17 protein-coding genes are annotated in these 20,894 nt (G+C 74.9%); 8 read left to right on the top strand and 9 right to left on the bottom strand.

Annotation, left to right across the window (positions count from 1 at the left end; all coding sequences use genetic code 11):
* Window positions 1-51: 51 nt before the first annotated feature.
* Window positions 52-1,263, bottom strand: a complete 1,212-nt coding sequence (locus tag AC2TEW_RS06455; RefSeq protein WP_484622343.1) for a hypothetical protein — start codon at window positions 1,261-1,263, stop codon at window positions 52-54.
* Window positions 1,260-1,526 carry a hypothetical protein gene (locus tag AC2TEW_RS06460; RefSeq protein WP_484622344.1) on the bottom strand — a complete coding sequence of 89 codons (267 nt, stop codon included), beginning with the start codon at window positions 1,524-1,526 and terminating at the stop codon, window positions 1,260-1,262. The genes AC2TEW_RS06455 and AC2TEW_RS06460 overlap by 4 nt, the downstream gene beginning before the upstream one ends.
* A 769-nt stretch (window positions 1,527-2,295) precedes the next feature.
* On the opposite strand from AC2TEW_RS06460, the gene AC2TEW_RS06465 reads away from it, so the two are divergent.
* From AC2TEW_RS06465 to AC2TEW_RS06480, 4 genes are all read left to right on the top strand, one after another.
* A complete protein-coding gene (locus AC2TEW_RS06465) occupies window positions 2,296-3,126 on the top strand; it encodes a chitosanase (protein ID WP_484622403.1) in 831 nt (276 codons plus the stop codon).
* Window positions 3,127-3,299: 173 nt separating this feature from the next.
* Complete coding sequence (locus AC2TEW_RS06470) at window positions 3,300-4,187, top strand: glycoside hydrolase family 18 protein (RefSeq protein ID WP_484622345.1); 888 nt, start codon at window positions 3,300-3,302, stop codon at window positions 4,185-4,187.
* A gap of 177 nt (window positions 4,188-4,364) precedes the next feature.
* Window positions 4,365-4,886, top strand: a complete 522-nt coding sequence (locus AC2TEW_RS06475) for a hypothetical protein (protein ID WP_484622346.1) — start codon at window positions 4,365-4,367, stop codon at window positions 4,884-4,886.
* A 136-nt stretch (window positions 4,887-5,022) separates the two neighbouring features.
* A complete protein-coding gene (locus AC2TEW_RS06480) occupies window positions 5,023-6,246 on the top strand; it encodes a GNAT family N-acetyltransferase (protein WP_484622347.1) in 1,224 nt (407 codons plus the stop codon).
* Window positions 6,247-6,314: 68 nt separating this feature from the next.
* Here AC2TEW_RS06480 and tuf read toward each other — a convergent pair whose 3' ends face one another.
* The 4 genes from tuf to AC2TEW_RS06500 all read right to left on the bottom strand — a co-directional run bounded on the left by tuf (window position 6,315) and on the right by AC2TEW_RS06500 (window position 10,711).
* Window positions 6,315-7,493, bottom strand: coding sequence for an elongation factor Tu (tuf, locus tag AC2TEW_RS06485; protein WP_484622348.1), 1,179 nt, complete (start codon window positions 7,491-7,493; stop codon window positions 6,315-6,317).
* A gap of 303 nt (window positions 7,494-7,796) precedes the next feature.
* Window positions 7,797-9,389: a GMC family oxidoreductase N-terminal domain-containing protein gene (locus tag AC2TEW_RS06490; protein WP_484622349.1), complete on the bottom strand. Its 1,593-nt coding sequence runs from the start codon at window positions 9,387-9,389 to the stop codon at window positions 7,797-7,799.
* On the bottom strand, window positions 9,386-10,072 hold the full coding sequence (locus tag AC2TEW_RS06495; protein ID WP_484622350.1) for a DUF5987 family protein: 687 nt from the start codon (window positions 10,070-10,072) through the stop codon (window positions 9,386-9,388). Before AC2TEW_RS06495 ends, AC2TEW_RS06490 begins: the two co-directional genes overlap by 4 nt.
* 3 nt (window positions 10,073-10,075) lie before the next feature.
* Complete coding sequence (locus AC2TEW_RS06500; RefSeq protein ID WP_484622351.1) at window positions 10,076-10,711, bottom strand: hypothetical protein; 636 nt, start codon at window positions 10,709-10,711, stop codon at window positions 10,076-10,078.
* Between the two features lie 319 nt (window positions 10,712-11,030).
* On the opposite strand from AC2TEW_RS06500, the gene AC2TEW_RS06505 reads away from it, so the two are divergent.
* Complete coding sequence (locus AC2TEW_RS06505) at window positions 11,031-13,862, top strand: TIGR03767 family metallophosphoesterase (protein WP_484622352.1); 2,832 nt, start codon at window positions 11,031-11,033, stop codon at window positions 13,860-13,862.
* A gap of 39 nt (window positions 13,863-13,901) precedes the next feature.
* Here the strand turns inward: AC2TEW_RS06505 and AC2TEW_RS06510 are convergent, their stop codons facing one another.
* The 3 genes from AC2TEW_RS06510 to AC2TEW_RS06520 all read right to left on the bottom strand — a co-directional run bounded on the left by AC2TEW_RS06510 (window position 13,902) and on the right by AC2TEW_RS06520 (window position 15,424).
* A complete protein-coding gene (locus tag AC2TEW_RS06510; protein ID WP_484622353.1) occupies window positions 13,902-14,159 on the bottom strand; it encodes a DUF6457 domain-containing protein in 258 nt (85 codons plus the stop codon).
* A gap of 27 nt (window positions 14,160-14,186) precedes the next feature.
* Window positions 14,187-14,822, bottom strand: a complete 636-nt coding sequence (locus tag AC2TEW_RS06515) for a DUF1345 domain-containing protein (protein ID WP_484622354.1) — start codon at window positions 14,820-14,822, stop codon at window positions 14,187-14,189.
* A gap of 119 nt (window positions 14,823-14,941) precedes the next feature.
* Window positions 14,942-15,424 carry a GreA/GreB family elongation factor gene (locus tag AC2TEW_RS06520; protein WP_484622355.1) on the bottom strand — a complete coding sequence of 161 codons (483 nt, stop codon included), beginning with the start codon at window positions 15,422-15,424 and terminating at the stop codon, window positions 14,942-14,944.
* A 350-nt stretch (window positions 15,425-15,774) separates the two neighbouring features.
* Between AC2TEW_RS06520 and AC2TEW_RS06525 the strand changes: the two genes are divergently transcribed.
* The 3 genes from AC2TEW_RS06525 to AC2TEW_RS06535 are packed head-to-tail and all read left to right on the top strand — an operon-like array spanning window position 15,775 to window position 20,872.
* On the top strand, window positions 15,775-18,318 hold the full coding sequence (locus tag AC2TEW_RS06525; protein ID WP_484622356.1) for an ATP-dependent Clp protease ATP-binding subunit: 2,544 nt from the start codon (window positions 15,775-15,777) through the stop codon (window positions 18,316-18,318).
* A gap of 36 nt (window positions 18,319-18,354) precedes the next feature.
* On the top strand, window positions 18,355-18,522 hold the full coding sequence (locus tag AC2TEW_RS06530; protein WP_484622357.1) for a hypothetical protein: 168 nt from the start codon (window positions 18,355-18,357) through the stop codon (window positions 18,520-18,522).
* Between the two features lie 40 nt (window positions 18,523-18,562).
* Window positions 18,563-20,872, top strand: a complete 2,310-nt coding sequence (locus tag AC2TEW_RS06535; RefSeq protein WP_484622358.1) for an FdhF/YdeP family oxidoreductase — start codon at window positions 18,563-18,565, stop codon at window positions 20,870-20,872.
* Window positions 20,873-20,894: the final 22 nt, after the last annotated feature.

Here is a 20,894-nt window from a genome sequence, read left to right on the forward strand (position 1 = left end):
ACGGTCACGGCCGGCGGCCCGGCTGCTCGGCTGCACCGGCCCGCGGCGCCGTCAGGCCTGGCAGACCACCTGGACCTGGGCGGCCGCGAGGTGTGCGTACGTCTTCTGGCTGGAGCCGGTCCAGTCCTGGCCCCGGTTGTGCAGCTTGACGACCAGTGAGCCGTCCCGGGCGGCGAAGGACCCGGCGTCGACCCAGCGGCCCCGGTTCCCGACCTGGTCGACGTTGAACGAGCCCACGTCGCCGCCCGAACCCCCGCTCACCGTGTAGTGCGCGGGCACACCGCCGACCTGCTTGATCGAGGAACTGTCGGGCACGTACACCGAGACCGCGCAGCCGCCCGCCGCCGTGCCGACGTCGAAGGTCCACAGGGCGTAGGTGCTCGGGTCGTCCTTGTTCTTGTCACCGGACATCGGGACCGCCACGTACCGCCCGTCGCAGGCGTCCGCGCGGTAGCCGCCGCTGCCGACCGTGTTCCAGCCCTCCGCCCCGTCGCTGAACCGGCCGACCTCCTTGTAGTGCCCGCCCGCGCCGGTGCAGCCCGGGCCGGCGACCGACCGGAACGGCGGGGGTCCGGCGGGCGGCGGCACGGCCACGGGCACGGCGGGGGCCGTGGTCCGGGCCGCGGCCGGCGACGGCGCGGGGGAGGACGGTGCGGCGGCCGCCGATGGCGAGGCGGTGGCGCTCGCGGGAGCGGACGCCTCGGGGGAGGGGGCCTCGGGGGACCCCGATGTCGAGGCCGAGGCAGCGGCGGAGGCCGCCGGGTGCGGCCGCCCGCGGCTGCCCAGCGGGCCGCTGCCACCGCCCTCGACCGCACTGCCCGCCGCCGCCGGGTCGGCCGCCGGTCCCGCGTCGGGCCGCAGCGCGGGCGCGACCGCCAGCAGCACCGTGCCGAGCACCATGCAGCCGGCCATGACCCCGCGCCTGGCGTCCCAGAAGCCGGCGGCGGCCGTCCGATCCCCGCCGTGCGCGCCGGCCGGCGGCCGCTCCGGCCGCAGCCGGGCCACCGTGCCGGCGGCGGTGCGGCGTACCGTCGAACCGACCGCGGCGGCCTGCGCACCGACCTGGGCGCCGACCTGCTGCCAGGGACCGAGCAGCCGCTCGCCGAGGCTCTGGCCGCGGTCGGCGGCGGGCGCGCCCACCCACGGCAGCTGGAGACCCTGGTGCGAGGGGGCACCGGGGCCGGGCGCCGGCTCCGTGCCGTACCCCGGCCGGTCGGTTTCCGGCGGGTACGGCACGGACTGCCCGTAGTGGCGATCGGTCATGGGGTGGTCCGTTTCTGCGTCGAGTGACCGGTGGCGGCGCCGAGGAAGGGACCCACCGTCGCCGACGGGCCGAAGAGCGCCGGGCGGGCGCCGGTCCGCGACGTACTGGGTTCCCGGTGGGCGGTGGGGCCGGAGACGGCGGCCGGGGCCGCGGAGGGGCCGCGTACCCCGACCGTGCCGGGGAACGCCGGCGGACTCACCGCGAGGACACCGGCGACCGCCAGGCCGAGTGCGGCCGACACCGGCAGAACGGCCGCGGTCACGACCCCGCCCCGCGGCCGAGGGTGCGTGAACCCCGCTGCACGGGGCGGCCGTTGAGCCGGACGACGGGCTCCCGCCGGGCCGTTCCGGTGCGGCGGGCCGCGCGGACGGCGGTCGGCGGGCGCCCGCTCGGCGGGCGGGCCGGAGGCCGCGGCGTACTGGGGCTCATCGGGCGGGTCACCGTCTTCCTGGACTGGCGGCCGGGGGTTCGCCTCGTTCAACGGACGCCCGGCGGCCCCCGGTTCAGCCGGGTGGGGCCACGGGCGCCGCGGCGGGCCGTACCGGGCGGACCGGACAGGGCGGACCGCACCGCCTGGACCGTACCGGCGGGATCGCGGCCGGACGGTGAACCGGGAACGGGCGCACCGCCGTTCACCCGGGCGGGGCGAGGAGCGCCGCCCCGCGGAGTCGACCGAAACGGAGTGCTGCATGCAGCCTGACCAGAACCGGCCCGTCATGCGGCTGAAGCCCCGCGTGATCCGCGCCGTCCTGCTGGCCGGAGCGGCCTCGGCGGTGGTCGCCACGGTGGCCGCCACCAACGGCGCGGGACCCGGCGCGGCCGGGCCCGCACCGACCGCCGCCGCCCGCGGCACCCGCCCCCCGGCCGCCACCGGGACACCCGCACCCTCCACCACCGGCAGCGCCGCGGACCCGGCGGCCGCCCCTTCGGCCACCCCCACCGACCTCCCCCCGGCCGAGCCCGCCGGCGCAGCCTCCGACACCGGCCCCGGCGCCTCGACCGGCACCGCCACCGCCCCGGGTGCCACACCGGTGGCCGCCGCCCTCGGCACCCCCGCCGCCGGCCGGGCCCCGGCCCGGACCACCGCACCCACGGCCGGTACCGGCAGCCCGGCCGGTGCCGCCCCCGGCACCCCGGCCCCCGGCCGGGGCGGCGACCTGAACAGCCCGCGGCTCAAGGACATCGCCCAGCAGCTGGTCTCCAGCGCCGAGAACTCCTCGCTCGACTGGCGGGCCCAGTACCGGTACATCGAGGACATCAAGGACGGCCGTGGCTACACCGGCGGCATCATCGGCTTCACCTCCCGCACCCACGACATGCTCGAACTGGTCCGGCACTACCGCGACCTCGAGCCGGGCAACCCGCTGGTCAAGTACCTCCCCGCGCTGGCCGCCGTCGACGGCAGCGCCTCGCACCAGGGCCTCGACCCCACCTTCACCGCCGACTGGGCCCGGGCGGCCGACGACCCGGCGTTCCGCCGGGCCCAGGACGACGAGCGCGACCGGGTCTACTTCGACCCCGCCGTCCGCCAGGCCGAGGCGGACGGGCTGCGCGCGCTCGGCCAGTTCATCTACTACGACGCCATCGTCATGCACGGCCCCGGCGACGACCCGGTCAGCTTCGGCGGGATCCGTGCGACCGCGATGAAGAAGGCCAGGACGCCCGCCCAGGGCGGCGACGAGACCGCCTACCTGAACGCGTTCCTGGACGCCCGCCGGGCCGCGATGCTGACCGAGCGCGCCCACCGCGACACCAGCAGGGTCGACACCGAGCAGCGCTGGTTCCTCCAGGCCGGAAACCTCGACCTGGCCGCCCCGCTGCGCTGGCGGGTGCACGGCGACACCTATGTGATCAACGGCTGACGGTCCCCGGGCGGCAGCAGCCCCGGCGGTCGCGGGGAGTGGCCGTGCGCCGGTTGCGCCCCCCGTGCGGGTCGTGCACGATAGGTGGCTGACGAATCGTGAACCGCTTTTCCCGGCTGCCTCGTTGACCAGGACGGCAGTGTGCGGGGTCGACGGAGAGCGAAGGCAGCGAGATGAGTGGTGGGATCGAGCGGGCCCGGGCCCGGACCGGGCTGAGACGGGCGGTCACCGCGCTCGCCGTGACGGGTGCGCTGGCCGGTGGCCTCGCACTGCAGCACGGCCTGGACCGGGCCGCCGAGGCGCCGGCCGGCCTCACCGTCCGCGGGCCGGTCGGCGCGGACGCCGTCGGACTGCCGCCCGGACGGACCGTCACCGACCTCGAACAGGCCGTGGACCCGGGCCGCGAGCCCGGCGGACCACCGCACGCCGCACTGGCCGCGGTGGTCTCCGACGGCGGCTGCGGCCCGAGTTGGGCGGACGGCGCCGACCGGGCGGAGCAGGCCGCCGCGGTCCGGGCCCACGGCGGCGACGTCCTGGTCTCCTTCGGCGGCGACGGCCCCGCCACCCTGGAACGCTCCTGCGCCACCGGCGCCGAACTCGCCGATGCCTACCTGGCGACCGTTGACCGCTACCGGCTCCGGGCGGTCGACGTCCACCTTCCCGCCGACAGCCTCGCCGACCCCGGCCTGCGGGCCAGGGTGGTCGACGCGCTCCGGCGGCTGCTCGCGGCCCGCCCCGGCACCGAGGTCTACCTCACCCTCGGCGCCGACCACGGCGCGCTGCCCGCTGCCGGCGCCGACCTGGCCGCCGAGGCGGCGGCCGCCCGGCTCGGCGTCAACGCCTGGTCCGTGGCCGGGGCGAGCGAGCCGCGCGCCGCCGTCGACGGCCTCGCGGCCGTGCTCGAGGACGCCTACGGCTACGACGCCGCCGGGGCCCTGCGCCACAGCGGCGCGGTCCTGGCCGAACCGCCCGGCCCCGCGGCGTCCGGCCCGGCCGCCGAGCTGCGTGCGCTGCGGGACGAGGGCCGGCTCGGCCGGCTGTCCTTCACCCTGACGCCCTGACGCCCTGACGCCCTGACGCCCTGACCCGCCGGTTCAGCGGTCCGGCGGGCCGGCGGGCGCCCCGGCCACCGGTCGCGTCGGCGGCGCGGTGAACCGGGGCCGGGCCGCCGGACGTACCTGCTGTCAGGACCCGCCGCGCCCCGTGGCGGCCCGACAGCCCGCGGGAGTGAACACCAGATGCCGACCTACCGAGGCCCCCACCGGATCACCGTGACCGGCGTGGAGGCGCAGTGGCCGCAGCGGGCCGTGGTGACCGTCCGCGGCGGCCGGACCATCGTGGTGCCGGGGGAGCCGGGCGCCAGCGAGCTGATCGACGCCGAGGACTGGGACCTCGCCGTCGAGCACTGCCACCGGGGCGTCTGGGAGCCCAACATTCGTGCGGTGGTGGGCCGTTGGGAGGAGATCGGCGGCATCCGCCGACAGCTGGTCCGCAGCACCGACCGGGAGCGTCCGGGCAACCCGGGCGGCCGCAACCTGGTCCTGCGGATCGAGCGGGAGGACCCGCGTCCGGCGGCCGCCCCGGCGCCGGCCGCCTACCGCCGGGCCACCACGGAGTCCGCCGTACCCGCTGCCGCCACCCGGCCCGTCCAGGCCGCCCGCACCACCGGCACGATCACCGGCACGACCACCGGTATCGGCACCGATGCACCCACGGTCCGTACCACCACCACGTCCGGGGGCTGGACCGCCTCCGCCTGAGCGGCCGGCCGCGAGGGGGCGCCGACGCCGCCGTCCCCGCAGGTAATCCGCTTGACCGGGCCGCCCGGTGACGCTGCACTGTGGCGGGGCACCACGCGTCGTGGTGGGCCCGCGACCAGGGGAGGCAGCGGCACCGATGGACATCCGTCCCACCACCGACCAGGACCTCGGCGTCTTCGTCGACACCGTCCACACCGCCTTCGGGCTCTTCCCGCAGGCCCCGGCCGAGGACGGCGGCGGGGTCCTCTGGGCCGCGTACGAGATGGACCGCGGTCTGCTCGCCGTGGCCGCGGACGGGCGGCCGGTCGGCACCGCCGGGGCGTACTCCTTCGACCTCACCCTGCCCGGTGAGGTCCTGGTCCCGGCCGCCGGGGTCACCGCCGTCGCCGTCCTGCCCACCCACCGGCGCCAGGGCGTGCTGACCGCGATGATGCGGCAGCAGCTCACCGCGGTGCGGGACCGCGGGGAGTTCCTCGCCGTCCTGCTGGCCTCCGAGGCCGTGATCTACCGCAGGTTCGGCTACGGACCCGCGACGTACACGGCACGGCTGACGGTGCCGCGCCACCGGTCGGCCCCCGCCCTGCCGCGGGCGCGCCGGGCGGCGGACGACGCCACCGCGGCCGGCACGGTCGAGGTGCTGCGGCGGGCCGACTGCGGCGAGATCCTGGAAGCGGTCTACGACCGCTACCGCCGCGCCCAGCCGGGCGCGCTGTCCCGGCCGCACCGCTGGTGGGCCCTCGGGGCCGGACAGCCGCCGGTCTCCCGGGCGCCGCGCCACGTCGCCGTCCACCGGGACGCCGACGGTGTGCCGGACGGGTACGCCAGTTACACGCTCGAGGCCGGCAGCCTGACCGCCGACGAGATCGTCGCGACCGACGACGCCGTGCACACGGCCCTCGCCCGCTTCCTGCTCGGCCACGACCTCGCCACCACGGTCGTGTTCAAGCACGTCCCGACCGGGCACCCGATGCGCTGGCAGCTCGAGGACTTCCGCGGCGGCGAGGTGACCGGCGACACCGACTGGCTCTGGGTGCGGCTGCTGGACGTACCGCGGGCGCTGACCGCGCGCGGCTGGTCCATGGACGGCGAGCTCGTCCTCGACGTCGACGACCCGTTCCTCGGCGAGCACGGCCGCTACCTGCTGACCGTCCGGGACGGCAAGGCCGACTGCGTCCCGACCGACCGCGAGCCCGACCTGTCCCTGGACATCAGCGACCTGGGCTCGGTCTACCTCGGCGGCACCGCCCCGAGCACGCTGGTGCGGGCCGGCCACATCCGGGCCCACCGCCCGGGTGCGGCCGCGCTCGCCGACGCGCTCTTCCGCGGCGAGCGCGCCCCGCACTGCCTGCACTGGTTCTGACCCCGCGCCGGCTGCGCACCGCCGGTCGCCGGGATCCGGCGTTCCGGGGTGCGCAGCCCGGGCAGGCCCTACCCGCCGACCGTCAGCACGGTGCCCGCCGCGACGGTCCGGCCGCCCTCGCGGACGGCGAAGCCGAGTCCGGGCTCCAGCGGGACGGGACGGCCCAGGGTGACCGTCGCGTCGACGGTCTCGCCCGGCCGGGCCGTCCCGCCGTCCGTCAGCTCCAGGTCGCCGACCACGTCGCCGGTGCGCAGGTAGAACTGCGGGCGGTAGCCGCTGGTGACGGGCGTGCGCCGACCGCCCTGCGCGGTCGGCAGCAGGTGCACCCGGGCGGTGAAGCGGGTGTGCACCGAGCCGGTGCCGAGCGCGGTGACGACCTGCCCCCGGCGGATCTGCCCGCGCTGCACGCCGCGCAGCAGCAGCGCCACGTTGTCGCCGGCCTCCGCCGACTCCATCGTGCGGCCGAAGGTCTCGACCCCGGTGACCACGGACACCAGGTCGGCGTCGTACCCGAGCACCTCCACCCGGTCGCCCAGCCGGACCCGGCCGCGCTCGACCGCGCCGGTCACGACCGTGCCGCGGCCGGTGATGGTGAGCACGTTCTCGACCGGCAGCAGGAACGGCACGTCGGTGTAGCGCACCGGCGTGGGGACGTAGGCGTCCACCGCGTCCAGCAGCTCCAGCAGCGCCGCCGACCAGTGTGGGTCGCCCTCCAGCGCCCGCAGCCCGGACACCCGGACGACCGGCAGCCCGGCGCCGTCGTAGCCCTGGGCGGTGAGCAGCTCGCGGACCTCCAGCTCGACCAGTTCGAGCAGCTCCGGGTCGCCGGCGTCGGCCTTGTTGAGCGCGACGACGATGTGCTCGACACCGACCTGCCGGGCCAGCAGGACGTGCTCGGCGGTCTGCGGCATCACGCCGTCCTGCGCGGAGACCACCAGGATCGCGCCGTCCAGCTGGGCGGCACCGGTGATCATGTTCTTCACGAAGTCGGCGTGGCCGGGCATGTCGACGTGCGCGTAGTGGCGGGTCGCGGTCTCGTACTCGACGTGCGAGATGTTGATGGTGATACCGCGGGCGGCCTCCTCCGGGGCGCGGTCGATCCGGTCGAACGGGACGAACGTACCGCCGCCGCGCTCGGCGAGGACCTTGGTGATGGCGGCGGTGAGGGTGGTCTTGCCGTGGTCGACGTGACCCATGGTGCCGATGTTGAGGTGCGGCTTGGTGCGCACGAAGGCCTGCTTGGCCATGACGGGATCTTCTTCTTCCTGGAATCGTCAGCACGGTGACGGGACCTCAGTGACGGGCCGACCTTCCCCGTCCGAGGTCCCGGGACTTCCCGGGGAAGGTCAGCGTCGTGCGCCGTCGAATGCGGCTGCGAGTGCCAGGGCAGCAGCCATCGCGCCCGCGACTGCGGGGAACTCGGCGATGGCGTACGGGTACATGCGGGCCATCGTGCCCGCGCGGCGCGGGCCCGCGCCACTGCTTTTCCGGGGGAGCGGGCCCGGTGCCGGAGGCCGGCTGCCGGGGGCCCGGTGTCGAGAGGCCCGGTGTCAGCGGCCCGGTGGCGGGGCGCCGTAGGTGACCGGGACGCCGGCCTGCCGGGCGCGGGCGGTCACGGCCGGGGCGGACCTCTCGGCGAGGGCGGCGATGGTGAGCGAGGGATTGACGGTCAGTGCGGCGGGCACCGCGGCGCCGTCGGTGACGAACAGCCCGGGGTGGCCGCGCAGTTCGTGGGTGTCGGTGAGCGCGCTGGTGGCCGGGTCGTCGCCGAGGCGGGCCGAGCCGATCGGGTGGGCGGTGACGGTCGCCGCCACGTCCTCGGACCACGGGCGGACCTGGGCCAGGCCGTCCTTCTCCAGGATCTCGCGCAGCGCCTGGTCGGCCCGCTGCCAGGCGGCGCGGGTCCGGGCGGTGGGGTGGAAGCTCATGGTGCCGAGGCCCAGCCCGGGCGCGAGCCGGGTGGCGCTCCCGGTGAGCGGGGGCGGGCCGAAGGTCCCTTCGTTGTCGTCCTCGGTCATGGCCAGCAGGGTGAGCCAGGACCGCCAGCGGGCCCGCAGTTCGCGTTTGCCGGTGCCGAACCACGGTGGCGGGCCCGCCGCCTGGGCGAGCAGGTTGGTCAGCGGCGGGAAGTAGATCTGCTGGAGGGTGAAGCGGCTGTACTCGGGGGCGGCGGGGTCCAGGTGGTCGAAGCTGGCCGCGGTGATCGGGCGTCCGATCGGCAGGCCCTGGTAGGCGGTGCCGTCCGGCCGGGACAGGCCCAGCAGGGACCGGGCCTTCCCCTCGTCCACGTCGGCGACGCTGACCCGGTCCCCGTTGCCGGAGAAGTACCGGCCGACCGCGGACGGGATGCCGCCCAGCGCGAGCGCGGAACGCTGGAGGACGACCGGGGTGCCGACGGTCCCGGCGGCGAGCACCACGACCTTCGCGTGGATCACCCCGCCCTGCGCGGTGCAGCCGTAGTCCCCGGGGTCGAGGACGGTGTAGGCCGCGGCGTACCGGTACCCGGGGACCGTCGACGGGGTGAGCAGCTGGACCTCGTGCAGCGGCCGGACGGTGGCGCCGTGGGCCTCCGCGCCGGGCAGGTAGTTCAGCAGCAGGGAGCGCTTGGCGTCGAAGCGGCAGCCGGACAGCATCCAGTTGCAGTTGGTGCACCGGCCGGTGTCGACGGCCAGCGGCACCGGGTTGCAGGTGTGCCCGGCCCGGCGGCAGGCGGCGGCCAGCACCCCGCCGGCGTACGAGACGTCCGGCCAGTCGGTGCGGGTGACCGGCAGGGACTCCTCGACCCGGTCGTACCAGGGGTCCAGGCTCGCCCGGGTGAGCGCGGCGGGCCAGATCCGCCGACCGAGGCCGCCCCGGCGTTCGAAGGCGAAGGCCGGGGCTCGCAGCGACGCGGCGAAGTAGACCATGCTGCCGCCGCCCACGCAGTTCGCGGCGACCACGCTGACGCCGTCGCCCTGGATCACGTCGACGATCCGGTTGTACGTGCCGAGGCGCAGCGAGTGGGTGAAGTCGGCGGCCGACAGCCGCGGTCCGCGTTCCAGGACGGTGACCCGGGCGCCGCCCGCGGCGAGGTGGTAGGCGGGGATGGCGCCGCCGAACCCGCTGCCGACGACCAGGACGTCGGTGGTCTCGGGGGCGGTCATGCCGGGCTCCCCGAGGCGGTGGTGGCGGGGTGCAGGTCGGCGAGGGCGCGGCCGTAGGAGTACTGCGGGAAGCGCCACAGCCCGTCGGCGTCCGGGGCGGGGAAGCCCAGCCAGGCCAGGCCGGGGTGGTGGCCCGCCAGGGCCTGCCGGGTGTCGAGGTGGGCGGCGGTGTCGAAGGCCAGGCCGACCATCAGGCTGAGCACCTGCCAGATCTGCCGGTCCAGGTCGCCGGGGTCGAACAGGCCGCCGACCAGGGCGGTCCGGTGCTTGAAGGGCAGGCCGACGAAGGCGGGGGAGGTCGGCGGGAGCAGCAGGAGGTGGGTGAGCGCGTAGGCGGCGGCCCGGGCGTCGAGCAGGGCGGCGATGGCGGGCAGCAGCGGGGCCAGCGGAAGTTCGGGGGAGGTGAGGACGTCGACGGCGCCGGCCTGGACCGCCCCGGGGCCGCTGACCGCTCCGGCGATCGGGAGGTCCCCGGGGTGGCGGCGCTCGCCGGGGATCAGGGTGTCGGCGAAGGCTTCGAGGGTCTGGACGGTCCAGCTCGCCGAGGCGGCGGCGGTTCCGGTGGCGGTTCCGGCGGGGGCTCCGGCCGCGGCTGCGGGCGGGAGGCCGCCGGCGGCGAGGATCGCGAGGGTGGCGGTCAGGGCCTTGAGCACGGCCCGCCGGTCGATGTCCGGTGGTGTCACGGTTCACCCGGCCAGTGCGCAGCGCAGGTCGAAGGGGAGCGGCACGTTCGCCCCGCTCTCGCCGGGGCTCCGGCCGTAGTCGTCGAGCAGGTCGGCGAGGTCGGCGAAGCCGCCGGCCCGCAGGGCGGCGACCGCGTCGCCGATGCCCACCGTCCGCCCGTCGACCCGGAAGTTCGTCAGCCGGGCGCCGGCCCGCCGGGCGCTGCGGTCCCACCAGTACTGGCCGTCCCAGGCCACGTAGGGGGTGGCCCCGGTGGTGGACTGCACGCTCCAGTGGTCGCGCTGGTAGTAGCGGCAGGTGGACAGGGCGACCGCGAACCGGGCCGGCTCGGCGAGCAGGAAGCGCAGTGCGCCGCCGTTGTCGAAGGTGATGTCGCGTTTGCTGTATTCCACGCACAGCGGGTTGACGAACAGCAGCCACAGCGGCGGCTGTTCGCCCTCGCCGAAGCGGTGCCAGGTGCAGGTCGCCGCGAACGGGGGCTCGCTGAACGGTGCCGCCGAGGCCTCGGCGGCGGCCACGCCGGTGGACGGTGCGGTGCGGGGCGCGGCTGCCGCGGCGCCGGGCGCCACGGCGGCGCCCCACGCTCCGAGGGCCAGAGTCAGGGCCAGCACGCTGGTGCGGACACGCGAACGGAACACGGGCCACCTCCTGGGAGGGCGGGGGAGACGGGCGGGTACGGCCGGGCGCGGACCAGCAGCGCGGGGTCCGCGGCGGGAACCGGCGTACCAAAGGATGGGGCATGGCTACCCGTCGGTAAAGAGGTGGCACAGTGACTCATCCACTGCCCATCCGGCTTTCCTGCTGGGGGAGTTGAGACCCTTGACGGCGGATCGACAGAATGGTTCAGTGGCCCAGCCACTGAGCCACATGCTCCGAGGTCGGGCCGGTCCGCCACCGCGGGGCGCCCGCGGGCGTCAGCCGTCCCCACCACGAGGACGACCTCCTCACGATCCGGAAATGGGCGTGCACCACGTGGGCATCTCGCGCAGAACACTCCTCGCGGCGACGGGCGCGGGGGTGGCCGCAGCCGCCGCCGACCTCGCCGGACCCGGCCCCGCGGCCGCGGCGGCCGGGTCACCCGCCCCCGCAGGTCCGTTCGGCCTGGCCGCAGCCGCAGCCGCGGGGCCGGCCGTCACCACCTGGGACCGGACCGTCCAGCGGGCGAGCTACGACCCGGCGGCCGGCTACCAGCGACTCGTCGCGGGCCCGGGCGAACCGCACCTGATCCGCAACGACCTCTGGCCCTACCAGGGCCATGTGACGCTGCCGATCGCGGCCTTCGCCCAGATGACCGACCTGCACATCGTCGACGACCAGTCACCGGGCCGCCTGGAGTTCATGGACCGCTACGCCGACCCGGGCGCCCCGCACTACGCGAGCTACCCCACCGACTCCGCCTACCGGCCGCACGAGTACCTGTCGACCCAGGTGGTCGACGCGATGTGCCGGGCGATCAGCGAGATCGGCCGGGGCCCGCGCACCGGGCTGCCGCTGCAGTTCACCATCGTCACCGGCGACGCCGTCGACAACTGCCAGCACAACGAGAACCGCTGGTACATCGACCTGCTGGACGGCGGGCAGACCATCGTGCCGGACTCCGGCCGGACCGGCCTGGACCAGAGCTTCTCCGGCGGCGCCCTGCGCCCCGGCGGCGCGGGCCCGGACGACCACTACTACTACCCGTCCGTCCCCCCGCAGCAGGTGCCCGGCAACGCCTTCACCGGGACGGGCGGGCGCGGCTTCCCGTACGTCCCGGGCCTGCTGGACCCGACCGGCGCCGTCGGGGCCGCCCGGCGGCCGTACGTCTCCCACGGCCTGGGCATGCCGTGGTACGCCGCCTACGGGAACCACGACGGCATGTGGCAGGGCAACGAGCCGATCGACAACAACTTCGTCGACGTCAAGGGCATGGTGACCGGGTCGTCCAAGACCTACGGCACCGGCCACACCCTGCCCGACAACTACCGGGACCTGGGCACGTTCGGCAAACTGCTGGCCGCCCTGGAGACCCGGGGCACCCCGGTGGTGGCCGACCCGGCCCGGCGGCTGCTCACCCGCAAGGCGTTCATCCAGGACCACTTCAACACCGCCGGACTCCCGGTCGGCCACGGGTTCCAGGGCATCGGCATCGACAAGGCCTACTACGCCGTGCCCAGCGGCCCGCGGGACCTGGTCCGGTACCTCACCCTGGACTCCACCAACACCAACACCGACGGGTTCGGCTCCGGCGGCGCCGGCGGCTCGATCGACGACGACCAGTTCCAGTGGCTGCAGCAGCAACTCCTCCAGAACAGCTCGCGGTACGTCGACAGCGGCGGCGTCCTGCGCACCCGCGGCGGCGTCCAGGACAAGATGTACGTGCTGTTCTGCCACCACACGCTGCTCACCATGGACAACCTGGACGACGGCATCCTCGGCGGCATCTTCGGGAAGCGGCACACCGGCGACCAGCTGAAGGCGCTGCTGCTGCGGTTCCCCAATGTGATCGCCCTGGTCAACGGCCACACCCACGCCAACCGCATCACGGCGCACCGCACACCTGCCGGCAGCCCGGTGGCCGGCGGGTTCTGGGAGATCTCCACCGCCTCCCACATCGACTGGCCGGTCCAGAGCCGGATCGTGGAGATCGCCGCGAGCCCCGGCGGCCACCTGGGCGGCGAGTTCGGGGGCACCCCGCTGCCCGGGTCCGTCTCGATCTTCACCACCATGGTCGACCCGGCCGCGCCGCTGAGCCACGACGGGGACCTCGGCACGCCCGGCGGCCTCGCCTCGCTGGCGAGGGAACTGGCGGCCAACGACCCGCAGGAGGTCAACCGCGGCATCACCGCCCGGATGGGCACCGCCCTCGACCGCAACACCCAACTGGTCCTGCCCGCCCCCTTCCCGATCCCCGCCCCGGTCCAGCTCGGCCCGCCGATCGCGGTGGCCCGCGCCGCCGGCGGACGCCTTGAACTGGCCGCGGTCACCCCCTCGGGCGCCCTGTACGGGACCCGGCAGGCAGCCGACGGCCCGGACCTGATGCCGTGGACGGCGGTGGACGGCGGCGGCCGGCAGTGCGCCGCGGTCGGCACCGGCGCCGACGGCCGGGTGAAGCTGGCCGCCGTCGGCGCCGACGGCGCCGTGTCGGTGCGCACCGGTGCCGGCGACGGCACGTACGGGCCGCCCACCGGGCTGCAGGGCGCCTTCACCTCGGTGGCCGCGGTCGGCGGGGCCGCGTCGGGGCCGATGCTGTTCGCGACCTCCGCCGACGGCGGGATCAGCAGCTGCTGGGAGGACCCGGCCGCCCCGAACGGCTGGACGGCGTGGCGCACCTTCGCCGGACTGCGCGGCTCCCAGCTGGCCGCGGCGGTGAACGCCCGGGGCTGCACCGTGCTGGTCCGCCTCGACCAGGACGGCTACCTCGCCCGGCGGACCGCGTACCGGCCGGACTCCCGGACGGACGCAGAGTTCTCACCCGCCGCGCCGCTCGACGGGGTCCTCGACACCGTCACCCTGGTCCGGGGTCTCGACGGCCGGCTGGCGATCTTCGGTACCAACAGCGACGGGCAGGTCTGGCAGCGCTCCGAGACCGCCCCCGGCAGCGACACCTGGGCACCCTGGACGGCGCTGCCGGGCCGGATGCGCCAGATCGCCGCCGGGCAGGGCGCCGACGGCCGGATCGAGCTGTTCGCCGCCGACCCCACCGGGATGCTCTTCACCTGCCGGCAGAGCAGCCCCGACGCCGGTACGTGGACCGGGTGGACCGCGCTCGGTCTCGCGGTACGGGCGGGCAACTCCTTCGCCCTGTGAGCCGGGTGAGGCCGGATCGGGCGGCCTGGGGTCGCGGCCTCACGCGGCGCCGGAGCCGTCCGCCTGCGCGGCGGTCCAGCGTTCGGCCAGGGCCGCGACCTTGCGGCTCGCCTCGGCGACGGCGGCCGGACCGCCGCCCGCCTGCGCGGCGGCGTACCCGACCAGGAAGGCCGTCAGCGGAGCCGCCGGGCGGGCCACGCCGTGCGCGACCACCTTGGTCAGGTCGAGCAGCCCCGTGACGTCGACCTCCAGGTCGATCCCGAGCTCCGCGCCGACCGCGGCGATCCACTCCTTCACGCGAGCCCTCCAGTGTCCGGTCCGGGTTCAGCCGGTGACGACCCCGGCCACCAGATTGATCGTGGTGGCCAGGATACTGGCGCCGAAGACGTACGAGAGGAGGCAGTGCCGCAGGACCACCGCGCGGATCGCCGGGCTGGTGACCGAGGTGTCGGACACCTGGTAGGTCATGCCGAGGTTGTAGCTGAAGTAGAGGAAGTCGCGGTAGGTCGGCGGGTCGTCGCAGTTGAAGTCGATGCCGCCGGCGGGCGTCGAGAAGTACAGGTGCGCGTAGCGGGTGGCGTACACCAACTGCAGCGCCGCCCAGGCCATGAACACCCCGCCGAGCGCGGTCGCCGCCGCGGCGTGGCCGGCGTTCGAGCGGCCGACCAGCAGCAGCACGATGATGCCGAGCAGCCCGCACAGCGTGGCCGCGACCACCGAGAGCTCCTCCAGAACCGGCCGGAAGTCCTCGCGCCGGGCGTCCTTGCGGGCGGTGGCCGCGTCCATCGGCCACAGCACCATCCAGCCGGTCACCACGAACACCGCCTCCGCCGCGGAGACCCCGGCGAGGAAGCCCAGCGGCGTCCCGTTGGTCGCCGCGACGGCCGCGCCGACCACCGCTCCCACGACGATCGCCCCGGCCAGCCGGGACAGCGCGGACACGGGCAGCCAACGGGTCATGGGCCAGGACGATATCAGGCGAGATGTCCGATTCAGGTCGCCCGGCGGACGGCCGCCCGGGCTGGACTGGGCGGCCCGCCCGCCCGCCCGACCGGGCCGGGCCGGCGGCGCCGGGTAGCTCAGGTCCGGCCGGGCGGGGTGTCGACGGACACCACCTGCGCGGCGTCCGCCCCCTCGGGCGTCCGGTAGGTCACGGTGTCACCGGCCCGGTGGCCGAGCAGGGCCTGCCCGAGCGGGCTGTCGGAGGTCACCAGGCCCTGGTCCTGCTCGTCGGCGATCTCGTCGATGTGGACGGACTCCCGCACCCCGTCGGAGAACTGCACGGTGAGCGTGGATCCCACCCCGACCACCCCGGGGTCGGGCGCCCCGGCGACGGCCGCCTCGCGCAGCCGGGCCTCGATCTCGGCGATCCGGGTGTCCAGCCGGGCCGCCTCGGTGGCGCGCTGCAGCTCGTCGGCCTCGTCGGCCCGGTCACCGGGGGAGTCGGCGTCGCTGCCGTGCAGGGTCGAGGCGACCGTGTCGCGCTCGCCGCGCAGAACGGAGAGTTCCTGCTCCAGCGCCCGACGGGCGTCGGGGCTGATCGGCTCGGGGATACCGGTCATTTCTGCTCCCGTTCTGCAATATCGGCCGGGATGGTTTTCGGTTACTGCGGAAAATTCTATCGGCAGATATTCGGAGGCGCCGGATGTCGCGAAATCGGTGACGGCGGTCACCGTCCGCGTCGCCCCGTGCGGGCGGCGCATCCGGCCGCCCGGCCCGGATCCGGGCCGCCCCCGGCCGGTCGGCGCCGCCCCTGACCGGCCGATGGAACGTCACCGGTGCACCCCGCGAACGCCGTCCGCGGAAATCCGGCGGACATCCGACCCGCCGTCAGCCCGGCGGAAATCCCTCCGGTTGCGGGCGTTTACCGGGCGGGATTAGGTGGAATGGATGCCCAGCCCCAGGAGCTGTCATGTCAGTGCCGTTCCCCTCGGCCTTCGGCTCATCCGATCCGTTCAGTGAAATGCTGAACCGATTCTTCGGTATGTCGCCCGCATCGTCACCCCCGGCCGTCCAGCGGATCCCGATCGGACGGCTGCTGACCGAACCGGCCCAGGAGCTGATCAACCTGGCCGCCCGGCGCGCCGCCGATGACGCCACCGCGGACCTCGACACCGAGCACCTGCTCTGGGCGGCGACCCAGGTCGACCCCGCCCGGTCCCTGATCGCACAGGCCGGGATCGATCCCGACGCCCTCGCCGCCGAGCTCGCCGCGGTCCTGCCCCGCGACCCCGGCGAGCCGCCCACCGAACCCGGACTCACCCCCGCCGCCAAACGCACCCTCGCCACCGCCTACCAGCGGGCCCAGGCGGCCGGCGCGTCCTACATCGGGCCCGAGCACATCCTCGGCGCCCTGCTCTCCGACACCGACGCCGACACCCTGCGGCTGCCCGCCGAGGACTCCGGCATGGAGCGGCTGCGCGGCCTGACCGGCCAACCCCGCGCCGACGCCGCACCCGACGGCGGCGGCCGGCCCCCGACCATCCTCGACGAGTTCGGCCGGGACCTCACCCAGGAGGCCCGGGCGGGCCGGCTCGACCCGGTGGTGGGCCGCGCCGAGGAGATCGAGCAGACCGTCGAGATCCTCTCCCGGCGGTCCAAGAACAACCCCGTCCTGATCGGGGAGCCGGGCGTCGGCAAGACGGCCATCGTGGAGGGCCTGGCCCAGCGCATCGTCGCCGGGGACGTCCCCGCCACCCTCAAGGACCGCAGGGTGGTCTCCCTCGACCTGTCCGGCCTGGTCGCCGGCGCCCAGTACCGGGGACAGTTCGAGGAACGGCTGAAGAAGGTCATCGAGGACGTCCAGGAGTCCGGCGGCGACATCATCCTGTTCATCGACGAACTGCACACCGTCGTCGGCGCCGGCGCCACCGGCGAGGGCGCGATGGACGCGGGCAACATGCTCAAACCGGCCCTGGCCCGCGGCGAACTCCACGTGGTCGGCGCCACCACCATCGACGAGTACCGCAGGCACATCGAGAAGGACGCCGCGCTGGAGCGCCGCTTCCAGCCGGTGCTGATCCCCGAGCCCACCGTCGAGGAGACCGTGCAGATCCTCGAGGGGCTGCGCGACGCCTACGAGGCCCACCACGGCGTCCGGTTCACCGACGAGGCACTCGCCGCCGCCGCCGAACTCTCCGACCGCTACGTCGGCGACCGCTTCCTGCCCGACAAGGCCATCGACCTGATGGACCAGGCCGGCGCCCGGGTCCGGCTGCGCGCCGTCGCCCCGTCCAGCGAGGTGACCGGCCGCGAGAGCCGGATTGCGCAGCTGCGCCGGGAGAAGGACCAGGCCGTGGCCGGGGAGGACTTCGAGAAGGCGGCCGAGCTGAAGGCCCGGATCGCCACCGAGGAAGGCGAACTGGCCGGCGTCGACGAGGGCCGCCCGGGCGTCGTCAAGGTCACCGCCGCCGACGTCGCCGAGGTCGTCGCCCGCCGCACCGGGATCCCCGTCGCCCAGCTGACCGCCGGGGAGAAGGAACGGCTGCTCAGGCTCGAGGAGGAGATGCACGAGCGGATCGTCGGCCAGGACGAGGCCGTCACCGCCGTCTCCGAGGCGGTCCGGCGCAACCGCTCCGGCATGGGCGACCCGGACCGGCCCGTGGGGTCCTTCCTGTTCCTCGGCCCGACCGGCGTCGGCAAGACCGAACTCGCCAAGACCCTCGCCGAGCTGCTGTTCGGCGAGGAGGACCGGATGGTCCGCTTCGACATGAGCGAGTTCCAGGAGAAGCACACGGTGGCCCGGCTGGTCGGCGCGCCACCCGGGTACGTCGGGTACGACGAAGCCGGCCAGCTCACCGAGAAGGTCCGCCGCCGGCCGTACAGCGTGGTCCTGTTCGACGAGGTCGAGAAGGCCCACCCCGACGTCTTCAACACCCTGCTGCAGATCCTCGACGACGGCCGGCTGACCGACGGCCAGGGCCGCACCGTCACCTTCCGGCACTGCGTGGTCATCATGACGTCCAACATCGGCGCCCAGCGGATCATCGCCCACCAGGGCGACGCGTCCGACCTCAAGGACGAGCTGATGGAGGAGTTGCGGACCCGCTTCCTGCCCGAGTTCCTCAACCGCATCGACGACATCATCATCTTCCACCGCCTCACCGAGCAGGACCTCGGCCGGATCGTCGACCACCTGCTGGAGCGGAGCAGACGCCGGGTCCGGGCCCAGGGACTGCGGCTCGAGGTCACCGAAGCGGCCAAGCAGCTGCTGCTCGAACGCGGCTACCAGCCGGAGTTCGGCGCCCGTCCGCTGCGCCGCACCATCCAGTCGCAGCTGGACAACCGGATCGCGTCCCTGCTGCTCGGCGGCGACACCGGACCCGGTGACACGATCGTCGCCGACGTGGTCGACGGCACCCTCCGGTGCACCGTACGGCCGGCCGAGGACGCTCCCGAGCCTCCCGAGCCCGCCGGGACCGCCGAGTCCGCCGGGACCGCCGGTCCCACCCCCTGACCCCGCCGCGGGCCCCCGCCCCACGAGGAGGACACCATGTCGCACCACAAGTCGAACAAGGCCGTCGAAGGGGACCCCGACACCGCGCACGGCCGCGGCCTGCCCAGGCGCCCCGACGAGGACGAACTGGAGCAGCGCACCGAGCAGGACCGCGAGGCGGTGGGCCTGCCCCCGGAGCCCGAGGACCCCGACGACGACCGCTGAACCCGCGACCCGGCCCGACCGACGGCGGAAGGTGACCCTGGTGAACGCCCCCGACGACCCGCAGGACCGCCCGGAGCCCGGACCCGCGCCCCAGGAGGCCGCGCAGTTCCGGCCCTACCACCACCCGGCCGCGGGCTGGGGCGCGGCCAAGAGCGTCACCCGGGTCCTGGCGGCCCGCCGCGCCCTGGTCGACGGGCCGCGCGCCATCATGCGGATGAACCACGAGAACACCGGCTTCGACTGCCCCGGCTGCGCCTGGCCGGACGACACCAAGGGCCTGCACCTGGACATCTGCGAGAACGGCATCAAGCACGTCACCTGGGAGATGACCCGCAAGCGGGTCGGCCGTGAGTTCTTCGCCGCCCACTCGGTGGCCGAACTCGACGAGTGGAGCGACTTCGCCCTGGAGGACCAGGGCCGCCTCACCGAGCCGATGGTCTACGACCCGGCCACCGACCACTACGTCCCGATCAGCTGGAAGGACGCCTTCGACCTGGTCGGCCGCACCCTGCGGGAACTCGACGACCCGGACCGGGCCGCGTTCTACACCTCCGGCCGGCTCGGCAACGAGGCCACCTTCCTCTACCAGCTGATGGCCCGGGAGCTGGGCACCAACAACCTCCCCGACTGCTCCAACATGTGCCACGAGGCCAGCGGCCGCGCCCTGCAGGACTCCCTCGGCACCGGGAAGGGCACGGTCGACCTCAAGGACTGGGAAGCCACCGACGCGCTGTTCATCATGGGCGTCAACGCCGCCTCCAACGCCCCCAGGATGCTCACCGCCCTGGCCGAGGCGTACCACCGCGGCGCACAGATCGTCCACGTCAACCCGCTGGTCGAGGCCGCCGCGACCCGCACCATCGTGCCGCACGACTTCGTCGACATGGCCCTGTTCAAGTCCACCCGGACCAGCACCCTCAACCTCCAGCCGCGGATCGGCGGCGACATGGCGCTGCTGCGGGGCATGGCGAAGGCCGTCCTGGAACAGGCGCACTCCGACCCCAAGGCGCTGGACCGGGAGTTCATCGACCGGCACACCAGCGGCTTCGAGCCGTACCGGGCGCTGTGCGAGGCCACACCGTGGGAGGAACTGGAACGCCAGAGCGGCCTGAGCCGGGCCGAGATCCTGGACGCCGCACGGATCTACCGGGACGCCGACCGCTCCATCGTCAGCTGGTGCCTGGGCGTCAGCCAGCACGAGCACGGCGTAGACACCGTCCGCGAGATCGTCAACCTGCTGCTGCTGCGCGGGAACCTCGGCCGGGAGGGCGCCGGCCCGTCGCCGGTGCGCGGACACAGCAACGTCCAGGGCAACCGCACCTGCGGCATCGACCACCGCCCCGACGAGGAGTTCCTGCAGCGGCTGGACGAGGCCTGCGGCATCACGGCCCCCCGGGAGCACGGCCTGGACACCGTGGCTGCCATCGAGGCGATGCACCGCGGCCGGGTGACGGTGTTCGTCGGCATGGGCGGCAACTTCGCCCTCGCCGCGCCGGACACCCCGTTCACCTTCGAGGCGCTGCGCTCCTGCGAACTCACCGTCCAGGTCAGCACCAAACTCAACCGCAGCCACCTGGTGCACGGCCGCCGGGCCCTGATCCTGCCCTGCCTGGGCCGCACCGAACAGGACCACCAGCGCGGCGGCCCGCAGAGCACCTCCGTCGAGGACTCGATGAGCATGGTCCACCTCTCCCTCGGCATGAAGCGGCCCGCCTCGCCCCACCTGCTCTCCGAGCCCGCCATCATCGCGGGCATCGCCCGCGCCGCCCTCCCCGACAGCGCCACCCCCTGGGAGTGGTACATCGAGGACTACGACCGCATCCGCGACACCATGGCCCGGGCCCTCGACGGCTTCGAGGACTTCAACCGCCGGGTCCGCCTGCCACTGGGCTTCCGGATCCGCCAGCCCGCCCGCGAACTGGTCTTCGACACCCCGTCCGGGCTGGCCGAGTTCTCCGCCGCGCCGCTGCCCGATGTGGTCCCCGCACCCGGGACGCTCGCGCTCGGCACCATGCGCTCCCACGACCAGTGGAACACCACGATCTACTCCGACGACGACCGCTACCGCGGCGTCAAGAACCTGCGCACCCTGGTCTTCATGAACGCCGACGACATGCGCGAACGCGGCATCGAGGAGTTCGACCCCGTCGACATCACCAGCACCGCCAAGGACGGCACCACCCGCGCCGTGCACGGCTACCTCGCCATCCCGTACGACATCCCCCGCAGCTGCGCCGCCGGCTACATGCCGGAGCTGAACGTGCTGTGCGCCATCGGCGACTTCAGCACCCAGAGCGACCAGCCGCTGATGAAGCACCTCAGGGTCACCGTCACCCGGGCGGCCCTCTGACGCGCTCCGCCCCGACGCGCTC

The organism is Kitasatospora sp. NEAU-CNBT7 (genome assembly GCF_057220535.1).